Raw genomic sequence first — 20,580 nt, 5'->3', positions numbered from 1 at the left:
TAAAAGCAGCGATTAGAACATTCCGCCACCACCTTGATTAGTGTTTTCTTCTCTTTGTTTACGTTCTAATTTTTTGATTTTTGCTCCACCAAAGTTATAAGTTAAACCTAAATAAACTGTTTGGCTTTCCCAAGTAAACTGACCAGTTTGAGGATAAGGGGAAACACCGTCAAATGAATATTTCATTGTGTTGAAAACGTCATTAAAACGTACACTGATATTCATCTTATTGTCTAACAATGTATAGCGTGAACCAATATCCATTTTGTACATTTCATTTCTATGCTGTTGAACTTCTTCAACGCCGCCTCTGTAAAAACCGAATAATAAAAAGCTTAAACGTTTTGCAGGTTTAAAGTTTGAGTTCATACGAGCATTGAATGCTGAAGTTGTAACGGTCTTTTCCTTAGCTTTACTTTCGCCCGAGTCAGGATCAATTTCAAATATAACACCTTGCTGGTTTATGCTGGAAAAATCAACAGATGGCTGGATATCCCACCATTTAGTAATTTTATAGTTAGCAGAAATGTCAAAACCATAAGCACTATTGTGATCGTAATTAGCAAAGCCTAAGAGTTGTTTCTCAGAAGGGTCGTCAGGATCTGGGCTTAAAGTTCTGCTTATTTGATCGTTGATAGCTCTTACAAATACTCCAGCGGTAATACTTCCTTTTTCAAGAGTTTTAGTATAATTTATTTCAACAGAATTAGTAAACTGAGGTCTTAATTCTTGATTTCCGTATGAAGTTACTAATGGAGTAGAAAACTCACGAATAGGTTTTGTCTGCTCTAAACTTGGACGGTCAACACGACGGCTGTAGCTTAATTGTAAAACATTTTTCTCATTTAAGTTATAAGTTAAATAAGCTGATGGATATAATGTAATATAGTCATCATCAAATTTTTTGAAACCATGATTTAAATCAGAAGTAACTTTATAGCTTTCAAAACGAGCTCCTAACTGATAACTGAATTTTTTATATTTCTGACCAAAAGTTACATATGCAGAATAAATATCTGTATCATAAGTATAAATAGAATTACTAAATGCAGCATTGGTTGTGTTGTAAATATTGTCAGTTCTTGTTATTCTCGCTTCTGCACCTGCTTCAAGAGTTGTTTTATCATTTAACGGGTTTACATAATCAACGTTTACTGTTCCTAATTTTCTTTTGTCATTAATATAATCGTTATATAAAAGAGAGGTAGCAGTATTATCTGGTTTTGTTGTTTTAGTATCAAAACTTGCATCTTGAGTTTCTCTGGTGTTACTAAAGTTTCCTTCAAAATCTAAAGTATGACCTTCTTTTTTAAAGATATGTTTGTACGCTAAATTATAAGTTCCGGTTTCGTTTGGACCTTCGTATCTCGATTTTTGGTAGATATTTTTAATATCGGGATTTCCGTTATTGTAATCAATATCTGTATTTACTAATCCAGTTCCTTTTGATTTATTTTGATTGGTATAGAATGATAAAGTATTGTGGTCGTTGATTAGATAATCCATACCAACTTTATACAAATAGTTATCATTGTCATTGGAAATATCTAATTTTTGAACCATATCCTGATCTAATCTTTGAATGTGACCATCGTTAAAATAAGTTCCAAAATTATTACCAGCATTTCCAAAGAAATTTACTTTTCCGGTTTTATAGTTTAAATCTAAAGACTGATTGTATTTTGCCGTTTCTCCAAAAGTAATACCACCGCTGTAACTTCCGTTAAAACCAGTATTAGCATTTTTGTGTAAAATAATATTGATAATCCCAGACATTCCTTCCGGATTGTATTTTGCACTTGGATTTGTAATCAACTCAATTTTTTTGATAGAAGTTGAAGGAATTTGTTTCAATAACTGTGCAGGATCAATATTAGAAGGTCTTCCATCAATCAATACACGAACATTGTCATTTCCGCGAAGCGAAAGTTTTCCGTCCTGATCCACATTTACAGAAGGAATATTGCTCATAATATCTGATGCAGAAGCTCCGGCAGTCGTTAAATCTTTCCCTACAGTAATTACTTTTCGGTCAATTTTTTGTTCCATTGTCGAACGTTCTGCAACAATATTAACACCTTTAAGCTGCGTTGCTTCTTCTTCAAGAGAAACATTTACAGCTGCAGATTTTTTATTTTCGGCTAAAATTACAGAACCAATATATTTTCTAAATCCAATATATTGAATTTCGATAGTATAACTTTTTAGGGCTACGTTTTTAAAAGTAAAATCTCCGTTGTCATCTGTATTAACTCCTGATACTACTTTTCCGTTTTCTTTAAGAGAAACTGTTGCGTAAGAAATAGGTGCATTGTTTGATTTTTCGGTAATTTTCCCCGTGACCGTTCCGGTATTCTGGGCTTGTGCTGTTGCAATTACCCCCAGTAATGCAAGCAGAAAGAATTTTAATTTCATAATGAGATAATGATTGTTTTGATTTGATTGATGATGAGGTTGTTTTTTTGTTTTTGTTTTGATTTTTTTTTTTTGCTTCAAATAAAATTTAAAGTCTCTATTAAGACTATTTTGTTGTCGATATGTTACATAAAAAGTAAAAAAAACTTTTTGTTTTTTTGGGAAGTTCTGTTTTGTAGCAGGTTAGCGTTTTGATTTTTTGATAATTTTAACATTCAAAACAAAACGTTTTTTAAGAAATTCTAACAGGATTATGTGATTTAATATGTTTTTCATTTTCTGTAATTGATGAATAAGCAGTATCTTTGCTCACTTTAAAATAAGTTTACATGTCATTATCACAAATTCTTACACCTTCTATACAAAAAGCAATACAGGCATTATTTGACGTTTCTGTTGATAAAATCGAGTTTCAAACTACCAGAAAAGAGTTTGAAGGCGATATTACAATGGTAATTTTTCCTTTGTTAAAAATGATTAAAAGCAATCCTGCCGAATTAGGAAATAAAATTGGAAACTACTTGGTTGAAAATGTTTCTGAAGTTGCTCGTTTCAATGTAGTTTCGGGGTTTTTGAATATTGTAATTTCAGATAGTTATTATCTGAATTTCTTCAATGAAATAAAAAACAATCAAAAGTTTGGATATGTAACGCCAGATCCTGCCGACAAAGCTATTATGGTTGAATATTCTTCGCCAAACACAAACAAACCTTTGCACTTAGGACACGTTCGTAACAATTTGTTAGGATATTCTGTTGCAGAAATTATTAAAGCTTCAGGTAAAAAAGTATATAAAACACAGATCATCAACGATCGTGGAATTCATATTTGTAAATCGATGCTGGCTTGGGAGAAATTCGGAAACGGAGAAACTCCAGAAAGTTCAAATTTAAAAGGCGACAAATTAGTTGGTAAATATTATGTTGAGTTTGATAAAGCTTATAAAGCAGAAATCAACCAATTAATAGAAACTGGTAAAACCGAAGAAGAAGCTAAAAAGCAAGCGCCAATTATTATTGAAGCGCAAGAAATGCTTAAAAAGTGGGAAGCTGGAGATGAAGCGGTTATTGCGCTTTGGAAAAAAATGAACCAATGGGTTTATGACGGTTTTGCAACTACTTATACCAATCTTGGAGTTAATTTTGATAAATATTACTACGAAAGCAACACGTATTTATTAGGAAAAGATGTTGTTCAGGTTGGTCTTGACAAAGGTGTTTTCGAAAAAGATCCAGATGGTTCTGTTTGGATTGATTTGACAGATGAAGGACTTGATCGTAAAATTGTATTACGTTCTGACGGAACTGCGGTTTATATGACGCAGGATATTGGAACAGCAATTCAGCGTGTAAAAGATATGCCAGATGTTGGAGGAATGGTTTACACAGTTGGTAACGAACAGGATTATCACTTTAAAGTTTTGTTTTTGATTCTGAAAAAACTTGGCTTTGACTGGGCTTCAAGTTTATATCATTTATCATACGGAATGGTTGATTTACCTTCTGGAAAAATGAAAAGCCGTGAAGGAACTGTTGTTGATGCAGATGATTTAATGCAGGACATGACAGATACAGCTAAACAAATTTCTGAAGATTTAGGAAAATTAGACAGCTATTCTGCGGATGAAAAAGCAAAATTGTATAAAACAATTGGTCTTGGAGCTTTGAAATATTACATTTTAAAAGTAGATCCTAAAAAACGTATTCTGTTTAATCCGGAAGAATCTGTAGATTTTGCAGGAAATACAGGTCCGTTTATTCAATATACTTACGCTAGAATTCAATCAATCATCCGTAAAGCCGATTTTGATTTTTCTGAAAAAACCAATATTGCAGAGCTTCATGAAAAAGAAAAGGAATTGGTAAAACAAATCGAACTTTTCCCGGAAGTAATCCAAAATGCAGCACAAAATCACAGTCCGGCATTAATTGCAAATTATACTTACGATTTAGTAAAAGAATATAATTCGTTTTACCAATCTGTTCACATTTTAGGTGAAGTTGATTTGACCAAAAAGATTTTTAGAGTACAGCTTTCGCAGAAAGTTGCCGAAGTAATAAAATCAGCTTTTACATTATTAGGAATTGAAGTTCCGGAGAGAATGTAAAAACTTTTTACAAGAATTAAAAAAGCCGATAGTTTTAAACTATCGGCTTTTTGTTTTAGAATTGTTCACTAAAAGGATGAAAAATAATAAGATAAGACATATTTTAAGTTAAATATTGCTTTCGCATATGAATTAAAGATAATTCATGTTAATTTTGCGCTCGCAAATTCAAAAGTATTCAATTAAAACCTTTATAATTTGTTGTTTTTTAGTTAGTTATTAAAGTATTAAATACTTGTAAGTTTTCTAAATTTTCAGCTGTGTAAGATTAAAGATATTTTCCTTATATCATTTTTATCTATTTTGAATTAGTACACTTTTTAGTAAGAATAGTAAGGATCACAAACCGTCTAATTGATTTTAGACGGTTTTTTTATTTGTAAAAATATCACTACAATTTTAATGTTAAAACGAAATAAAATCTTGTTAAAATTAATTTAATTTTATAAGTTGCGCCCCTTAATTCAAATAAACTATAATGAAAAGAAAAATTAAAGGGCTGTTAGTTCTAGTGTTTGTTCTTACTACGCATTTATTTTTTGCGCAAGAAAGAACAATATCTGGAATTGTATCAGATAATGCAGGAATTCCATTGCCTGGTGTGAATGTTTTGGTGAAAGGAACAAAAAATGGAACGCAAACAGATTTAGACGGTAAGTACTCTATCAAGGCATCTTCCGATCAAGTTTTGGTATTTAATTATATCGGAATGAAAACTCAGGAATTACCTGCTGGTTCAACTTCTATAAATGTAAAATTAAAAGATGATTCGGTAGAATTAGAAGGTGTAGTTGTTACTGCTCTAGGAATAAAAAGATCAGAAAAAACACTTGGATATGCAGTATCGAAAATAAATTCTGATGAAATCAGCAGATCAGGAGAGCAAAACGTTATGCAGGCATTAGCAGGAAAAGCTGCCGGTGTACAAGTGGTTGGATCTGGAGGAACACCAGGTGCTTCTAGTAAGATTATTATTAGAGGAGTTAATACAATTACAGGAAGTTCAGATCCTTTAATTGTAGTTGATGGAGTTCCAATTGACAATAGTACTAGTCAAACTAGCGCAGGAGATAATCCTTTTAATGCGAATTTGTCTGGAATCAATAATTCAAACAGAGCCTTAGATATAAATCCGGATGATATCGAAAGTGTATCTGTACTTAAAGGTCCTGCGGCTGCAGCGTTATACGGAGAGCGAGCAGGTAATGGGGTTATTATTTATACTACTAAAAAAGGGAAAGCCGGAAAAGGTTTAGGTATTGATTATTCTACTTCATTAGCTATTGATAAAGTAAGTCAATTGCCAGCAAGACAAAATAAATATGTTCAAGGTGGTTTAAATCCTAAAACAGGTATTCCTGAATATAATGGAGGAACTCCACAAAGCTGGGGGCCATCTGCGGAATCTCTTGGGATGCCAATGTATAATAATACAAGGAATTTCTTTAAAGAAGGCCTGACATTTACAAATAACATATCTTTTTATGGTGGTGACGAAAAAGCTGTCTATAGGGCTTCTTACGGAAATGTAACTCAAACAGGTATGATTCCTGAAACTGGTTTAAAAAGAAACACTTTAAGAGTTGTTGGAGATTTAAAAATTAATAATAAGTGGAAAACAGGAGGAAGTCTGCAATATACTCATACAACAAATACATTAGCTCAAAACGGAAGTAATTCTTCTGGAGTGATGTTAAGTTTACTTCGTTCTCCCGGAAACTATGATCTAAGAAATTATAAAGATGCCGAAGGAAATAATATGAACTATTATTCTTCTTACGATAATCCTTATTTTACTGTTAACGAAAACCCAGCAACAAGTGATGTAAATCGTGTTTTTGGAAATATGTATTTAACCTATTCACCTGATACATGGTTGTCTTTAACTGCAAAAGGTGGAATAGATGCTTATTCAGATTATCGAAAACAAGTTTATGCAATTTCATCTAATGGAGATAATCTAAGAGGAATTGGAGAAGTTGCGTTTAATAATATTAATAATAAACAATTTTACGGAGATTTTATAGCAACCGGATTATTGCCATTGAAATCAGAATGGTTTAAAATAAATTATACGGCAGGTCTTAATTTGCGGTCTTCTCAAAATACAGATGTGTTTTCAAGAGGTAAAGAACTTGCGGTAAGAGGAGTATATAATTTATCAAATGCAACACAATTATATGCATCAAATGTAGAGTCAGATATTATGTCTAGAGCTTTATTTGGTCAATTAGAATTTGATATTAAAAATCAGGTTTTTGTTACAGGATCTCTTAGAAAAGAATGGTCTTCAACTTACGGGACTGATGCTAATAGTGCATTATTCCCATCAGCATCTGCTTCATGGGTTTTGTCAAGTTCATTTGATTTACCAGAATGGACAACTTTTGCAAAATTAACTTATGGATATGGAGAAGTAGGTATTGCACCAAGAGCATATAGAACAATTAGTACTTATTCTCAACCATTTATGACAGATGGGTTTACAGATGGTTTAAGTTTTCCATATAATGGGGTTAATGGTATGGGACTTTCAGGAAGTTTAGGAAATCAACAATTAAAACCTGAAAGAGTTTTAGGTCATGAAGTTGGTCTAAATACTAAATTTTTTGAAAATCGTTTAACCTTTGATTTGAATTTATATTATAAAACATCTAAAGACTTATTAATAGACGTTCCATTGCCACAATCAAGTGGATTTGCGGTTGTTTACCAAAATGCTGCAGAATTAGTAAACAAAGGTGTTGAGGTTGAATTAGGTTATGATGTTTTCAAAAAAGGGAAGCCATTACAATGGAATGTTAATTTGAATTGGGCTAAAAACGAAAATAAAGTTACAGATATTTATGGGGGCTTAGATGAAATTTCTATTGAAACAGCTTTTGGATCAATTGGATACTATGCCGTAAAAGGACAGCCATTAGGAAGTTTCTATGGTACAAAATGGGAACGTGATGAAAATGGACAAAAAATAATAGGATCTAATGGTTTACCAATAATTGCCGACGAAACAGGAAATTTAGGTAATTCAGCTCCTAAATGGACAGGGGGAATTAGAAATACATTCACTTATAAAAGAGTTACTTTATCGGGATTGTTAGATTTCAGACACGGAGGAGTTGTGTATAATGGCACATTAGCAAGACTGCACAATTTTGGTGTTTCTGAAGCCTCAGCAGATAGAGAACATAACTATATTATTGAAGGTGTGAAAGAAGATGGTACTCCGAACAATATTGCAATTTCTGCTAAAGATTATTACCAAAAATATTTAGGTGATGGAGGAGGAGCTTCTGAAGAAGCTGTAACAGATGTAAACTGGATAAGATTGCGTGACGTGACATTAAGTTATGACTTTAATGTGAAAAAATTTACCGCAATTAATTCAGCTCAATTATCATTTACGGGTAGAAATTTGTGGTTAAATACTAATTATAAAGGTGTTGATCCTGAAACTAGTTTAACAGGTGCAGGTTCAAGAATTAATGGATTGGATTATTTTAATAACCCGGGAAGCAAATCATTTATAATGACTCTTAAAGTTGGATTCTAAATTTTAAATTTAAAAAAAATGAAAAAATATATAAAAAGTTTAATCTTGACAGCTTTAAGCGTCGGGATACTTTCAAGTTGTCAATCTGAATTGGATCATTTTAATGAAAACCCAAATGATCCTATGTCAAGCAATCCAAGTTTATTATTAGCTGCGATGGAAGTTTCTACTTTTTCAACACATACAGCAGGTTTAATTAGAACTTCTAATATTTTTGATCAGCATCTTGCAGGAACTACTATAGGTCAATTGGGAGATATTCAGCGTTATTTTGTTAGTGAGCAAGATGTTAATAACGAATGGAATACTTTATATGGCACAACTTTAATGAATGGTCATATCTTGACACGTGATTTTGCAGCTGAATATCCATATTATACAGGTATGGGGCAGATATTAACGGCGATAAATTTAGGATATGCAACTGATCTTTGGGGAGACGTTCCATATGATGAAGCTTTTAAGGCTGATCAAGGAAATAGAACTCCTAAATACAATACTCAGGAAGAAATTTATCAAAGACTGCAAGCAATTCTTGATGAAGCAATTTTAAACCTGCAAAAACCTGTTTCAAATAATCTTTCTGTACCAGCTAAAGATGATTATATTTTTAATGGAGATACAAAAAAATGGATTCAAATTGCTTATGTATTAAAAGCAAGATATTCATTAAGATTAACAGAAGTTGATACTCAGGCAGCTCAAAAAGCATTAGATAATCTTACTGCATCAGAGATTAGTTCAAATAATGATGATGCAAATACTTTTTTTCCAGGTACTTCAAATGGGCTTAATCAATGGTATGCTTTTAATGAAAGCCGAGTTAACTATCTTAAGACAGGAGCTTATTTTGTTAACTCTTTAAAAGATAATAGTGATCCTAGATTGTCATTTGCAATTGCAAAAGATAAAAATGGTAATTATACAGGTAACGCTGCAGATGATTTAGATACTACTTCATCTTCTTATATTGGTTCAGCATTTGCAAGTGAAACTTCCTCGATTGGCATAGTAACATACGCAGAAGCAAAGTTCATAGAAGCTGAGGCGAAGTTTAGATTAGGATTAGATGCAAAACCAGCATTACAAGAAGCTGTTGCTGCTTCAGTACTAAAAGTTACAGGCAGTACTGCAAAAACAGAATTTTTATCTGCTGTAACTACAACGGTAAATTTAGAAACGATTATTCAGCAAAAATATCTGGCTCTTTTCTTAACTATGGAACCTTATAATGACTATAGAAGAACTGGATTTCCTGTGTTAGTCCCAAACCAGTCTTCACAGACAAAACTTATTCCTGTAAGGCTTCCAACTCCATCAGATGAAAGACAATACAATCCAAATGCTACAGTAGTTAGTAATGTAACTACTAATGTTTGGTGGGATAAAAATTAACCAATTTTAGTATAGAAAAAAAAGCCGGTAATCTTAAAATTACCGGCTTTTTTACAACTAACACAAACATTTTTTATTTTACGAATTTGTCGATAATTGCATCAGATTCTGCTTTTGTTGCTGTTGGTTTTAAATCAAACAAAAGAGAATAAAGCGCTTTTCTATCAACTTTAGCTTCTAAGTTTAAGTCTTTATTTCTGTCAAAAAGAGTCTGCCATTTATCACGAACATTTTTCCAAAGAACATTATTTTCTTTCCACCATTTTTGAGCAGCGACACATTTTATATCTGGAACTTTAGTATAAACGTCAAATCCTTTTTCTTGTGCTAACAAAACATCTTTTCCAGCGTCATCACGAATAAGTTTATCATTATCTTGCTCATGATTCCATCCTGTAGCAGTAATTTCGTGAATATTTCTTCTTTTTAAAACATTATAGTCATTACGTTTTGTCTGCTCTCTTCTAGGAAGTGGAGCATCAGCAACGTTAGTCCAGTAATCTTGTCCGTCAACATGTACCCAAGTTGAAGATCCTTCATATCTTGGACTATCATCTACCTGATATACTTTTTGAGTCCATTGACCTTTAACAGCTTTTTTGTCAAGCTTTTTATATTTCCAAGATGTTCCTTTATCAAAAGAATATAAGTCTGTGTTTTCAAATAACCAATCTTGTCTCCAGTGTTTGATAATCATATCATCACTTACGATTAATAAGTGCTGCATAACGATTTTGTTTGGAGTATCTTCTAACAATTCAACCCACTCTAAAGCAGATTCATGTTTAGTTTGTGAAGGTTTGTATGTAGCCGAATCTTTAGCATATTGAAAAGTTTCTGCAAAGTTGAACTTCACTTCATAACAACCACACATAGATTTAATTGATTTTATGTCTTGTTGTTTTTTTGCGTCCTGACTGAAACCTAGGCTGCATGTTAAAGCCATAATGGCTGAAAAATAAAGGCTTTTTGAAATCATAACTTATTATTTGTTTTTAATTTTTGCAAATATATAAATTTTATTTAGAACAATTAAAAATAGTTATATATTTGCATCGATTATTAAGACTGAATAAAAATAATGAAAATAAAACTACCACTTTTTGCTGTATTAACTTTCTGTCAAATTTCTTTTGCACAGCAAAAAGACACTATTGCGTCTCGAGAAAAACTTTCTGAAGTGGTTGTTACAGGCCAGTTTGAACCACAATCTATTAAGAAATCTGTATTTAATGTTCGAGTGATCTCAAAAGAGACTATAAAACAATTGGCCGCAAATAATCTTTCGGATGTTTTAAATCAGTATTTAAATATTACTATTAAAACTAGTGGAGAAGATGGACGTTCTACAGTATCTATGTTTGGACTGGATTCACAATATTTTAAAATTTTAGTTGACAATATTCCTTTAGTAAGTGATACTGGAATGGGAACAAATGTCGATTTAACTCAAGTAAACCTTGATGACGTTGAGCGTATCGAAATTATAGAAGGCTCAATGGGGGTTACACATGGTGCAAATGCTGTAAGCGGTGTTTTAAATATTATAACAAAAAAAGGAGGCGGATATAAATGGCAGATAGCAGCAACTGTTCAGGAAGAAACAGTTGGGAATGAATATGCTCTGTTCGATAAAGGTCGTCATATCCAGTCTGCTAAAATAGCACACAATTTTAACGAAAATTGGTTTATAAATGTTGGAGGAAACCGCAATGATTTTGCAGGATATTTTGATAATAGAGAAGGTAAAGATTACGATTTAAACGATGGTTTAAGAGGATATACGCAACTTCCAAAAGAGCAGCTGGTAGGAAATGCAATTTTAGGATATCAGAAAAATGATTTTAGGATTTTCTACAAATTTGATTACTACGGAGAAAATGTTCATTATTACAATCCAATCTTAGTTCCTCAGGATAATTACCCTTTTCCAGAGACTTATTTTGCAAATGACAGACGCTACATTACCAACCGTTATTTTCATCATTTAAATTCTAACGGAAAACTTTTCTCTAAACTAAACTATAATATTTCGGTTTCTGAACAAAAACAAGAACGTGATGTAGAGAAATTCAATTATCAAATTGAAACAGGAAATGAATTTGATAATCAGAGACAAACTTATCAATCTAAAGAAGTCTTTTATTCTACGGGAACTTTAAGCAATTTCTTTAACAGTAAAAAAGTTGATTTTCAATTGGGATATGAGATCACAAATGAAAATGGATTTTATGATGCAACGGCCGGAACCTTTAAAGATGATAACCAGCAATTAACAGATATCAGAAGGAAATTCGAAAATTACGACATTTTTACAGTAGCCGAAATTAATTTGACAGACAAATTCTCTATTCGTCCAGGAATCCGATATTCTTTTCAATCATATTTTGATAATCAATATGCAAGTTCTTTAGGTTTAAGATATCTATTCAAAAAAGGTTTAGAAGCTAGAGCCTCAGTTGGAAAAGCGTATCGCACACCAAATTTTGATGAATTATACACCTATTTTGTCGATTCAAATCATAATCTTCAGGGTAATCCGGATTTAGTTCCAGAGCAAAGTACTTCTTATGAATTAAGTTTTAAAAGATCTTGTCTTTTTAATTCAGGAGCTCAAATTGCAAATAATCTGGCAGTAACTTATATGGATGTAGATGACAGAATTGATTTGGTAATGACTCAAGCAACTCCTACTCAAAATTACAGATATGTAAATATCAATAAATATAAAATGTGGAATATTTCAACTACAGAACAATATTCTTATAAAAATTGGAATGTGCAAGTTGGTGCTGCTTTAGTTGGAATTTCTCGAAAATTAGATTTAGCAGCTGTGAATGTAACTTCGGATGATAAATTCCTGTATTCGTTACGTTTAAATTCTAATATTTCATACAACATTCCTAAATGGAATACTTTGATTGCTTTGTTTTATAAATACAATGGAGAACAACAACAATTTGTAGCAGGAACAGATACAGATGGAAGTACTAAATTCTTTTTAAGTGAAATAAAACCTTATAGCTGGATGGATGCTTCTATTCGTAAATTATTCTTTAAGAACCAATTTGAAGTCACTATTGGAGCTAGAAACTTATTTGATATTACAAGTGTGCAAACGATTCAAAATGGAGGAGGTTCCACTGGAGGAGGAGCTCATGCTTCTGGAAGTTCAGATTTGCTGTTAGGATATGGGCGCTCCTATTTTCTTAAACTTACGTATAACCTAAATTTTAATTAATATATAAATACCATGAAAAAAAACTTTATTTTAATCCTTTCTTTCGTTTTACTTGCTTTTACAGCTTGTAATAGTGACGATGATGCACCTGTTGTAAATTCAATTGCTTTTGCAGCAACTTCAGTTAACTTAACTGCTGCAGCAACTCCAATCGAAATAAAATTTGCTACTCCTACTGCTGCTGCAGGAACAGTAACATTATCATTTGTTGAAACTGATGTTGTTAGTGGTACAGACTTTACAACTTTACCAGCTGCTATAGCAAAAACGGTAGTAGTTCCTTTTGGACAAAATGTTTCTTCTGTAAGTTTTACTTTTAACAAGTTAATAGATGCTGTAGAAGGTGAAAATAAAACTAAAAAAGTTGTTTTTACAATTGTAAGTGCTACTATCAATACTACAATTGCTGAAAACAAATCTATCCAGGTAAACTTTACTGAAACTGCTTCATTAGGAAGCGCTTTGTCTCCAGAAGTTGGAGGTTCTTTAGAGCCAAATCAAGTTTATGTTGATTTGAGCAGTGGAACTATGACAAAAGTTGTTAGAACATCTTGGGATTTAGGATTCTATTCAGGAGATAAATTTAGAGTAGTATTAAACAGCTCTTTAAAAATGGCTGCTAAATTATTACCAACTTCAAATATTGATGAAGTTCAGGTAGCTGATGAAACTATGATTATTTCTCAAGGACAAGGAAATGCAACTCAAATTGATGATCCAACTGGAGATTTTACTAAAACAACTGCTATTGCTGAAGTTTCTGCTACAGATTCTGAAAACAAAGTTTACTTAATCAATATGGGAAGTAATCCTTCAACAACTACACCTGCTTCAGGATCTGAAGGATCTGCTGGTGGAAGTTCAAGAGGATGGAAAAAAATCAGAGTTTTGAAAAGTGGTAATGATTATAAAGTTCAATACGCTGATATTGCTGCAACAACTCATAGCGAAGTTATAGTATCTAAAAACGCAACATTTAACTTTACATTCTTTAGTTTATTAGACAAGAAAACAGTTGATGTTGAGCCTCAAAAAGCACAATGGGATCTTAACTTTACAACGTTTACAAACATAATTCCAGGTGCTACGCCTACACCTTACTATTACCCAGATTTTGTATTGAGTAACTTAAAAGGAGGTGCAAAAGCATATCAAGTACTTACAACTGCTTTTACATATGATGCATTTACGTTAGCTAATGTTGATAACGCTAAATTTACAGAAGACCAAAGAAATATTGGTTCAAACTGGAGAAGTACAAGCGCAGTAGGAGCTGATGGAATTCCTGTTTCTCAATTTGTATTAAAAACGGATCGTTTCTTCGTAGTTAAAGATCCTGCAGGAAATATCTACAAATTGAAATTTACTGGTGGAGCAAGCGCTACAGGTGAAAGAGGTTTCCCTAAATTTCAATACGCTATCTTAAAATAATTTATAATGAAGAAATATAAAGATTATTTCATTCTAATTTATGATGCTTCAACATAAAAAATTTAGTTAATCATTAGCTTTGTTTTTTTATTTTTTTTTGATTTAGAGGTTAGATTTATCTAACCTCTTTTTTTTATTTCTTTATTATTAAAAATGAATGTTTAATTCTATCTTTGTCTACATTTATACATTACGAATTAATAGGAATTTTACAACAATTTTAAATATTCGTAGTTATTTCTTTAAATTTAATTTATTAAGTGAATACTAAGTCATATTTCTTTCAATCTTTCGCAATCGTAGCATTAGCATTTGTTGCTTTTATTGGTTTTAAACAAATCTTACCAGATAAAATATTTTCTGATAGTAAAGTAGATTCCAAAAATGTACTTATAGACAGCCTGCTTCTGGAGTCAGTAGCAAAAGATTCATTGTCGCTAAAGAGTGACAGTATCGAAGAAAGCGAGCGTAGATTAGGCCAGCAAAAAATTGTTTACGATGCTTCTGAAGGGATCGAATTTCCGTCTGAAACCTTCGATAATTACAAAGGATATCAATACCTGATTTCTTTTTACGAAAAATTATACCAACTGGAGCAGAATCCGCAAAGGCATGTTAGAATTGCTTATTACGGAGATTCTATGACCGATGGAGATTTAATTGTTCAGGATGTGCGTAACAATTATCAGGACCGTTTTGGCGGAAACGGAGTTGGTTTCGTATCCATAACTTCAGAATCTGCAGCGTCAAGAGGTTCAGTAAAAGCTACCTATTCTAAAAACTGGAAAACACAATCGTACCTAAATGTAAAAAGACCGGCAAGTCCTTTTGGTGTAAACGGACATGTGTTTTTTGCAAATGATCAGACAAACCCAACTTGGGTTCAGTATGAAGCCGGACTTCCAAAACATACAACGACTTTAGATAATCCAACCTTATTTTACGGAAGATCATCTAAAAGAGGAAACGTAAATTTCATTATCGGAAAAGATACCTTGAAAAAAAGTCTTTCTCCAAACAACTTAGTAAACACTTTAAAAGTTACTTCGGGAAGTATAAAAGCTTTCAAAGCAAACTTTATTCACGCCGATTCAATTCCAATTTATGGATTTAATTTTGATAACGGCATTGGTGTTCATGTTGATAATTTCTCTCAAAGAGGAAATTCAGGATTACCAATTTCTATGTTTGATGCCAGCGTAATGCAGGCTTTTGATAACAACCTGAAATACGATTTAATTGTACTTCATTACGGAACTAACGTTTTGAATTACGGAACCAAAAACTATTTCTGGTATGAAAAAGGAATGACAAAAACCGTAAATAAAATAAAAGAATCATTTCCTGGAGTTTCTATTTTAATTGTTTCAACAGCAGATAAATCGACTAAATATGATTTAGAAATGAAAACAGATTCTGCAGTTGTTCCTTTAATGAAAGCGCAGAAAAAATACGCTTTAGAAACCGAATCAGGATTTGTAAATTTATATACCTTGATGGGCGGTGACGGATCGATGGTAAAATGGGTGGATGAATCTCCGGCAAAAGCGAATAAAGATTACACACACTTTAACCAAAGAGGCGCAAAAGCAATTGGTAATTTGTTATACAGTCAGTTAAATAAAGGATACGAGCAATATAAAGTTTTACGCGAAAAACGTGAAACTGGTGTTCGACCTAAAGCGATTAGAAAACCCAAAGCAGATTCCGTCTCTGTAGAAAAAGATAGCGTAAATGAATAAACTTATTATTTTCTTTTGTTGTCTGTTTTTCTCAACAAATGATAAACCGCAAAATCCAGTTTCACCTCCAATAACTAAAAATATGGTTAGTAAAGTCGATTCAACAACAGTTGAATCTTTCAACGGAAATAATATTTACAACGCGACAGTTTTAGAAAGTTTTTTTAAGAAATTAAAAGACAATGAAGGCGACAACAATCAAAAAATAAATATTGTTCATATTGGAGATTCTCACATTCAGGGAGATTTAATGACCAATGAAATTAGGAAAAATCTGCAAAGAAAATTTGGAAATGCAGGCCGTGGATTAGTTTTTCCGTATCAATTGGCTAAAACAAACGGATCTTATAACGAGCGTTTTCGCTGCAACAGAGTTTGGGAAACATATCGAAACATTTATCCGGTTAGAAATTATCCTGTTGGTTTAAGCGGTATCGGACTTTGGAGAGATTCTGGCGGATTTGTTTTAGAACTGAATATTAAAGATCCGGTATATAAGTTCAATTCAATAAAAATAATAACGCCTCAAAACGAAGACATGTTTGATTTGTCAACAGCATCTCAAACAAAATTTATTGAAACAGCTGAACCAAAAATAATTAAACATAAAATTAAAAAAGGAGAAGCGATCTCTGTAATTGCAGATAAATACAACGTTTCGATTGCTGAAATAAAAAGAGCAAACTCGCTAAAATCCAATAACATTCGTGCAGGGAGAATATTGAAAATTCCAACAAACGAAACGCAGTCAAGAAATATAAAAACATCTGAATATGTTTCTTTAAATATGGAAGCTGATTCGTATTCACATTATTATAATTCAGAAAAAGCTTTAGATAAGATTTATTTAATTCCGAATAAAAAAGCTTCAAAATTCGAACTAAACGGAATTGTTTTAGAAAAAGATGCGCCGGGATTAATTTACAGCGGCATTGGAGTAAACGGAGCAAAATATTCAGATTATAATAAATATCCATTATTTTTTGAACAGTTAAAAGCTTTACATCCGGATATGCTGGTATTTTCACTCGGAACAAATGAAAGTTACGAAAAACTGGAATCGGGAAATTACATTAAACAATTAAGAGAGTTTATAAGCAATATAAAAGCGCAGAATATAAATGTTCCAATAATTGTTATGACGCCGCCGCCGTCTCTGCTTAGAAAAAGACCAAACACATTTATTCACGAATACACCAAACAAATTATCGAAATCGCGCAGACAGATGGTTTTGCCGTTTGGGATTTATATGATGAATTTGGCGGAATGGAAGGAATCCGAAAACTGAAATCAGCAAAATTAATTGGACCGGATTGGGTTCATTATTCTAAAAAAGGATACGAAAAGCAAGGAAATTTGTTTTCAGAGGCATTTTTAAAAGCATACGATAATTTTAAATTAAAGAAGTAAGTTGATAACAATAGATAACATCAATAATTGGTTCATCCAAAATTTTGGTGCAATTACAATAGAACAAGTTAAAAGCTGGTTTATTTATAATCCAGACGAAAAACTATTATTTAATACAGGTTTATTCTTAGGACTATTTCTTGTTTTTTATTTTGTGTATGGCTTTTTACGCAAAACATTTTATTTAAGACTAACGTATGTTATTCTCTTCTCGCTTTTCTTTTATTACAAGTCAAGCGGAATTTACTTTTTACTATTATTACTTTCTTCTGTTGTAGATTATGGCTTGAGCCAAATTATTTATAAAGAGACTAAAGTCACCACCAAGAAAATATATTTGGTAATAAGTGTAATCCTGAATTTAGGATTACTGGGTTATTTCAAGTACATGAATTTTATGATTGGAACATACAATGATATGTTCAACGGAGATTTTAAATTTCATGATATTTTCCTTCCTGTCGGAATTTCGTTTTATACCTTCCAGTCGATGAGTTACATTATTGAGATTTATCGCGAAGAAATTAAACCAACGAAAAGCTACATCGAATACTTGTTTTTCGTTTCGTTTTTCCCGCAGTTAGTTGCCGGGCCAATCGTGCGCGCAAAAGATTTTCTGCCACAGATTTATCAGAAATTAAACCTGACAAAACAAGATGTAAACAGCGCTTTGTTTTTAATTATTGGCGGATTAATTAAGAAAACGGTTATTTCAAATTACATTTCTATAAATTTTGTAGATCGTGTTTTTGATACCCCACTGACTTATACTTCGTTCGAAAATTTAATGGCATCTTACGGATATGCTATCCAGATTTATTGCGATTTCTCAGGATATTCAGATATGGCAATTGGTATTGCTTTGTTACTCGGATTCAAATTACCAGCCAACTTTAGAACGCCTTATAAATCAACTTCGATTACAGATTTTTGGAGAAGATGGCACATTTCACTTTCAACCTGGTTAAAAGATTTCTTATACATTTCGATAGGAGGAAACAGAGAAGGTTCATTCGCCGGATTCTTATTCCCAAGTTTATTTTTCTTCGGATTATTGCTTTGGGGAATTACAAGTTACAATACCAGCATAATTCCGTTGATTATTGCATCCATTTCGATTGCGTTATTTTGTTTATCATTTCTGCTTTCGAATAAAAGAAAACAAACTTTAGTAACCAATCTAAACCTTTTCACCACAATGCTTTTAGGCGGATTGTGGCATGGAGCCGGAGCGCAATTCATTGTTTGGGGTGCTTTACATGGATTGGCTTTGGCGGTTCACAAAATCTTCCTTGAATTCTTTCCTTCTAAAAAAGACGAAAAAAGTAATTTCTTATGGAGGTTTTTCTCAATTCTAATTACATTCCATTTTGTGGTTTTCTGCTGGATTTTCTTCCGCGCCAGAGATTTTGAAACAGCATTACAAGTAATCAATAATATTGGTCAATTAACTTTCGAGCCGCAAAACTGGAAAGCCATAGTTTTAGGATATAAAAATGTATTCTTATTAATGTTATTCGGATACGTTTGGCATTTCTTACCAGAAGTTATCACAGACAAAATGAAATCAGTTTTCGATAAAACGTCATTGCTAATAAAAGCAATAATTCTGGGCTTCGTTTACTGGATCGTTTACGCAACAGCAGTTGCCGGCTCACAACCGTTTATATATTTTCAGTTTTAAAGGTTCAAAGGAACAAAGTTACAAAGGCGCAAAGGTTTATTCTTTGCGCTTTTTTATTTATAGCCACAGATTAAAAGGATTAAAAAGATTTTTAAAATCTGCATGAAATAAAAACTTTGTGCCTTAGTGTCTTTGTGGCAAAACAACACACCTTCGTGGCAAAATTGCGCATAAATAAAAATTGCCTGAAATATCTAATTAGATTATCTTTGCACTTCAAATAAAGAAAATAGTATGTTTGATAATTTAAGTGAAAAGTTAGATAAAGCGTTCCATATATTAAAAGGACACGGTAAAATTACAGAAGTAAACGTTGCCGATACCTTAAAAGAAGTTCGTCGTGCCTTACTTGATGCCGACGTTAACTTTAAAATTGCTAAAGATTTTACAACCAAAGTAAAAGAAAAAGCAATTGGTCAGGACGTTTTAACAACGCTTCAGCCAGGACAATTATTGGTGAAGCTGGTAAAAGATGAGCTGACAGAATTAATGGGAGGTGATGTTGCCGGAATTAATTTATCTGGAAATCCAAGCGTTATATTAATGTCTGGACTTCAAGGTTCTGGTAAAACTACTTTCTCAGGAAAATTAGCCAACTTCTTAAAAACTAAGAAAAATAAAAAGCCACTTCTTGTAGCGTGTGATATCTACCGTCCGGCGGCGATCAACCAGTTACATGTTGTAGGAGATCAAATAGGTGTTGAGGTTTACTCAGAACCAGAAAATAAAAATCCTGTTGAGATTGCTCAAAACGCAATTAAACACGCAAAAGCAAACGGTTTCAATGTAGTTATCGTCGATACTGCAGGACGTTTAGCAGTAGATCAGGAAATGATGGACGAAATTGCACGTGTACACAAAGCAATTCAACCGCAGGAAACATTGTTCGTTGTTGACTCTATGACAGGACAAGATGCTGTAAATACAGCAAAAGCTTTCAACGATATCTTAAATTTTGATGGAGTTATCTTAACGAAATTAGACGGTGATACTCGTGGTGGAGCAGCAATCTCGATTAAATCGGTTGTAAACAAACCAATCAAATTTGTAGGTACAGGCGAGAAGATGGAAGCAATTGATGTTTTCTATCCAGATCGTATGGCTGAGCGTATTTTGGGTATGGGGGACGTTGTGTCACTTGTAGAAAGAGCTCAGGAACAATTTGATGAAGAAGAAGCAAGAAAACTTCAAAAGAAAATTGCTAAAAACGAATTTGGTTTTGATGATTTCTTAACGCAGATTCAACAAGTAAAGAAAATGGGTAATATGAAAGACTTGGTAGGAATGATACCAGGAGCTTCAAAAGCCATGAAAGACGTAGAAATAGAAGATGATGCTTTTAAACATATAGAAGCAATCATTCACTCAATGACGCCGGGAGAGAGAAGCAAACCAGCCATCATCGACGTAAAAAGAAAAGCCAGAATCGCAAAAGGTTCCGGAACGAAAGTCGAGCAGGTAAATCAGTTAATGAAGCAGTTTGACCAAATGAGCAAGATGATGAAAATGATGCAAGGTCCGGGCGGAAAAAACCTGATGAAAATGATGGGAGGCATGAAAGGAATGCCAGGAGGAATGCCGAGATAATAAAATTAAAAGT

11 protein-coding genes are annotated in these 20,580 nt (G+C 32.6%); 9 read left to right on the top strand and 2 right to left on the bottom strand.

Features of this window, described 5'->3' with window-relative positions; translation table 11 throughout:
• Positions 1-12: 12 nt before the first annotated feature.
• Complete coding sequence (locus BUE10_RS15530) at positions 13-2,415, bottom strand: TonB-dependent receptor (RefSeq protein ID WP_073486892.1); 2,403 nt, start codon at positions 2,413-2,415, stop codon at positions 13-15.
• Between the two features lie 329 nt (positions 2,416-2,744).
• Between BUE10_RS15530 and argS the strand changes: the two genes are divergently transcribed.
• The 3 genes from argS (at position 2,745) to BUE10_RS15515 (ending at position 9,471) form a co-directional block, all read left to right on the top strand.
• Positions 2,745-4,523 (top strand): arginine--tRNA ligase, encoded by a 1,779-nt coding sequence (gene argS, locus BUE10_RS15525; protein WP_073486570.1) that lies wholly within the window; start codon positions 2,745-2,747, stop codon positions 4,521-4,523.
• Positions 4,524-5,001: 478 nt separating this feature from the next.
• A complete protein-coding gene (locus BUE10_RS15520; RefSeq protein WP_073486569.1) occupies positions 5,002-8,076 on the top strand; it encodes a SusC/RagA family TonB-linked outer membrane protein in 3,075 nt (1,024 codons plus the stop codon).
• Between the two features lie 18 nt (positions 8,077-8,094).
• Positions 8,095-9,471 carry a SusD/RagB family nutrient-binding outer membrane lipoprotein gene (locus BUE10_RS15515; protein WP_073486568.1) on the top strand — a complete coding sequence of 459 codons (1,377 nt, stop codon included), beginning with the start codon at positions 8,095-8,097 and terminating at the stop codon, positions 9,469-9,471.
• A gap of 73 nt (positions 9,472-9,544) precedes the next feature.
• Here BUE10_RS15515 and BUE10_RS15510 read toward each other — a convergent pair whose 3' ends face one another.
• Complete coding sequence (locus BUE10_RS15510) at positions 9,545-10,450, bottom strand: DUF6607 family protein (RefSeq protein ID WP_073486567.1); 906 nt, start codon at positions 10,448-10,450, stop codon at positions 9,545-9,547.
• Between the two features lie 102 nt (positions 10,451-10,552).
• On the opposite strand from BUE10_RS15510, the gene BUE10_RS15505 reads away from it, so the two are divergent.
• The 6 genes from BUE10_RS15505 to ffh all read left to right on the top strand — a co-directional run bounded on the left by BUE10_RS15505 (position 10,553) and on the right by ffh (position 20,567).
• The gene (locus BUE10_RS15505; RefSeq protein ID WP_073486566.1) at positions 10,553-12,712 is read left to right on the top strand and encodes a TonB-dependent receptor plug domain-containing protein; all 2,160 of its coding nucleotides are present in this window, start codon (positions 10,553-10,555) and stop codon (positions 12,710-12,712) included.
• Positions 12,713-12,724: 12 nt separating this feature from the next.
• Positions 12,725-14,143: an HmuY family protein gene (locus BUE10_RS15500; RefSeq protein WP_073486565.1), complete on the top strand. Its 1,419-nt coding sequence runs from the start codon at positions 12,725-12,727 to the stop codon at positions 14,141-14,143.
• A gap of 260 nt (positions 14,144-14,403) precedes the next feature.
• Positions 14,404-15,885 (top strand): SGNH/GDSL hydrolase family protein, encoded by a 1,482-nt coding sequence (locus BUE10_RS15495; RefSeq protein WP_073486564.1) that lies wholly within the window; start codon positions 14,404-14,406, stop codon positions 15,883-15,885.
• Positions 15,878-17,296 (top strand): GDSL-type esterase/lipase family protein, encoded by a 1,419-nt coding sequence (locus tag BUE10_RS15490; protein WP_073486563.1) that lies wholly within the window; start codon positions 15,878-15,880, stop codon positions 17,294-17,296. Before BUE10_RS15495 ends, BUE10_RS15490 begins: the two co-directional genes overlap by 8 nt.
• A 1-nt stretch (position 17,297) precedes the next feature.
• Positions 17,298-18,980, top strand: a complete 1,683-nt coding sequence (locus BUE10_RS15485; RefSeq protein ID WP_073486562.1) for an MBOAT family O-acyltransferase — start codon at positions 17,298-17,300, stop codon at positions 18,978-18,980.
• Positions 18,981-19,214: 234 nt separating this feature from the next.
• A complete protein-coding gene (ffh, locus tag BUE10_RS15480) occupies positions 19,215-20,567 on the top strand; it encodes a signal recognition particle protein (RefSeq protein ID WP_073486561.1) in 1,353 nt (450 codons plus the stop codon).
• Positions 20,568-20,580 lie beyond the last annotated feature (13 nt).

Origin of the sequence: Flavobacterium sp. CF108, assembly GCF_900129795.1 — a bacterium.
Taxonomy (GTDB): Bacteria; Bacteroidota; Bacteroidia; order Flavobacteriales; family Flavobacteriaceae; genus Flavobacterium.
The sequence above is the reverse complement of the archived record's forward strand: the minus strand, read 5'-3'. Positions and strand labels throughout refer to the sequence as shown.

Excerpts from the sequence above, each read along its gene's own strand:
- ffh (WP_073486561.1), top strand. The coding sequence starts at position 19,215 with ATGTTTGATAATTTAAGTGAAAAGTTAGATAAAGCGTTCCATATATTA.
- BUE10_RS15500 (WP_073486565.1), top strand. The coding sequence starts at position 12,725 with ATGAAAAAAAACTTTATTTTAATCCTTTCTTTCGTTTTACTTGCTTTT.
- BUE10_RS15520 (WP_073486569.1), top strand. The coding sequence starts at position 5,002 with ATGAAAAGAAAAATTAAAGGGCTGTTAGTTCTAGTGTTTGTTCTTACT.
- BUE10_RS15515 (WP_073486568.1), top strand. The coding sequence starts at position 8,095 with ATGAAAAAATATATAAAAAGTTTAATCTTGACAGCTTTAAGCGTCGGG.
- BUE10_RS15490 (WP_073486563.1), top strand. The coding sequence starts at position 15,878 with ATGAATAAACTTATTATTTTCTTTTGTTGTCTGTTTTTCTCAACAAAT.
- argS (WP_073486570.1), top strand. The coding sequence starts at position 2,745 with ATGTCATTATCACAAATTCTTACACCTTCTATACAAAAAGCAATACAG.
- BUE10_RS15505 (WP_073486566.1), top strand. The coding sequence starts at position 10,553 with ATGAAAATAAAACTACCACTTTTTGCTGTATTAACTTTCTGTCAAATT.
- BUE10_RS15510 (WP_073486567.1), bottom strand. The coding sequence starts at position 10,450 with ATGATTTCAAAAAGCCTTTATTTTTCAGCCATTATGGCTTTAACATGC.
- BUE10_RS15530 (WP_073486892.1), bottom strand. The coding sequence starts at position 2,415 with ATGAAATTAAAATTCTTTCTGCTTGCATTACTGGGGGTAATTGCAACA.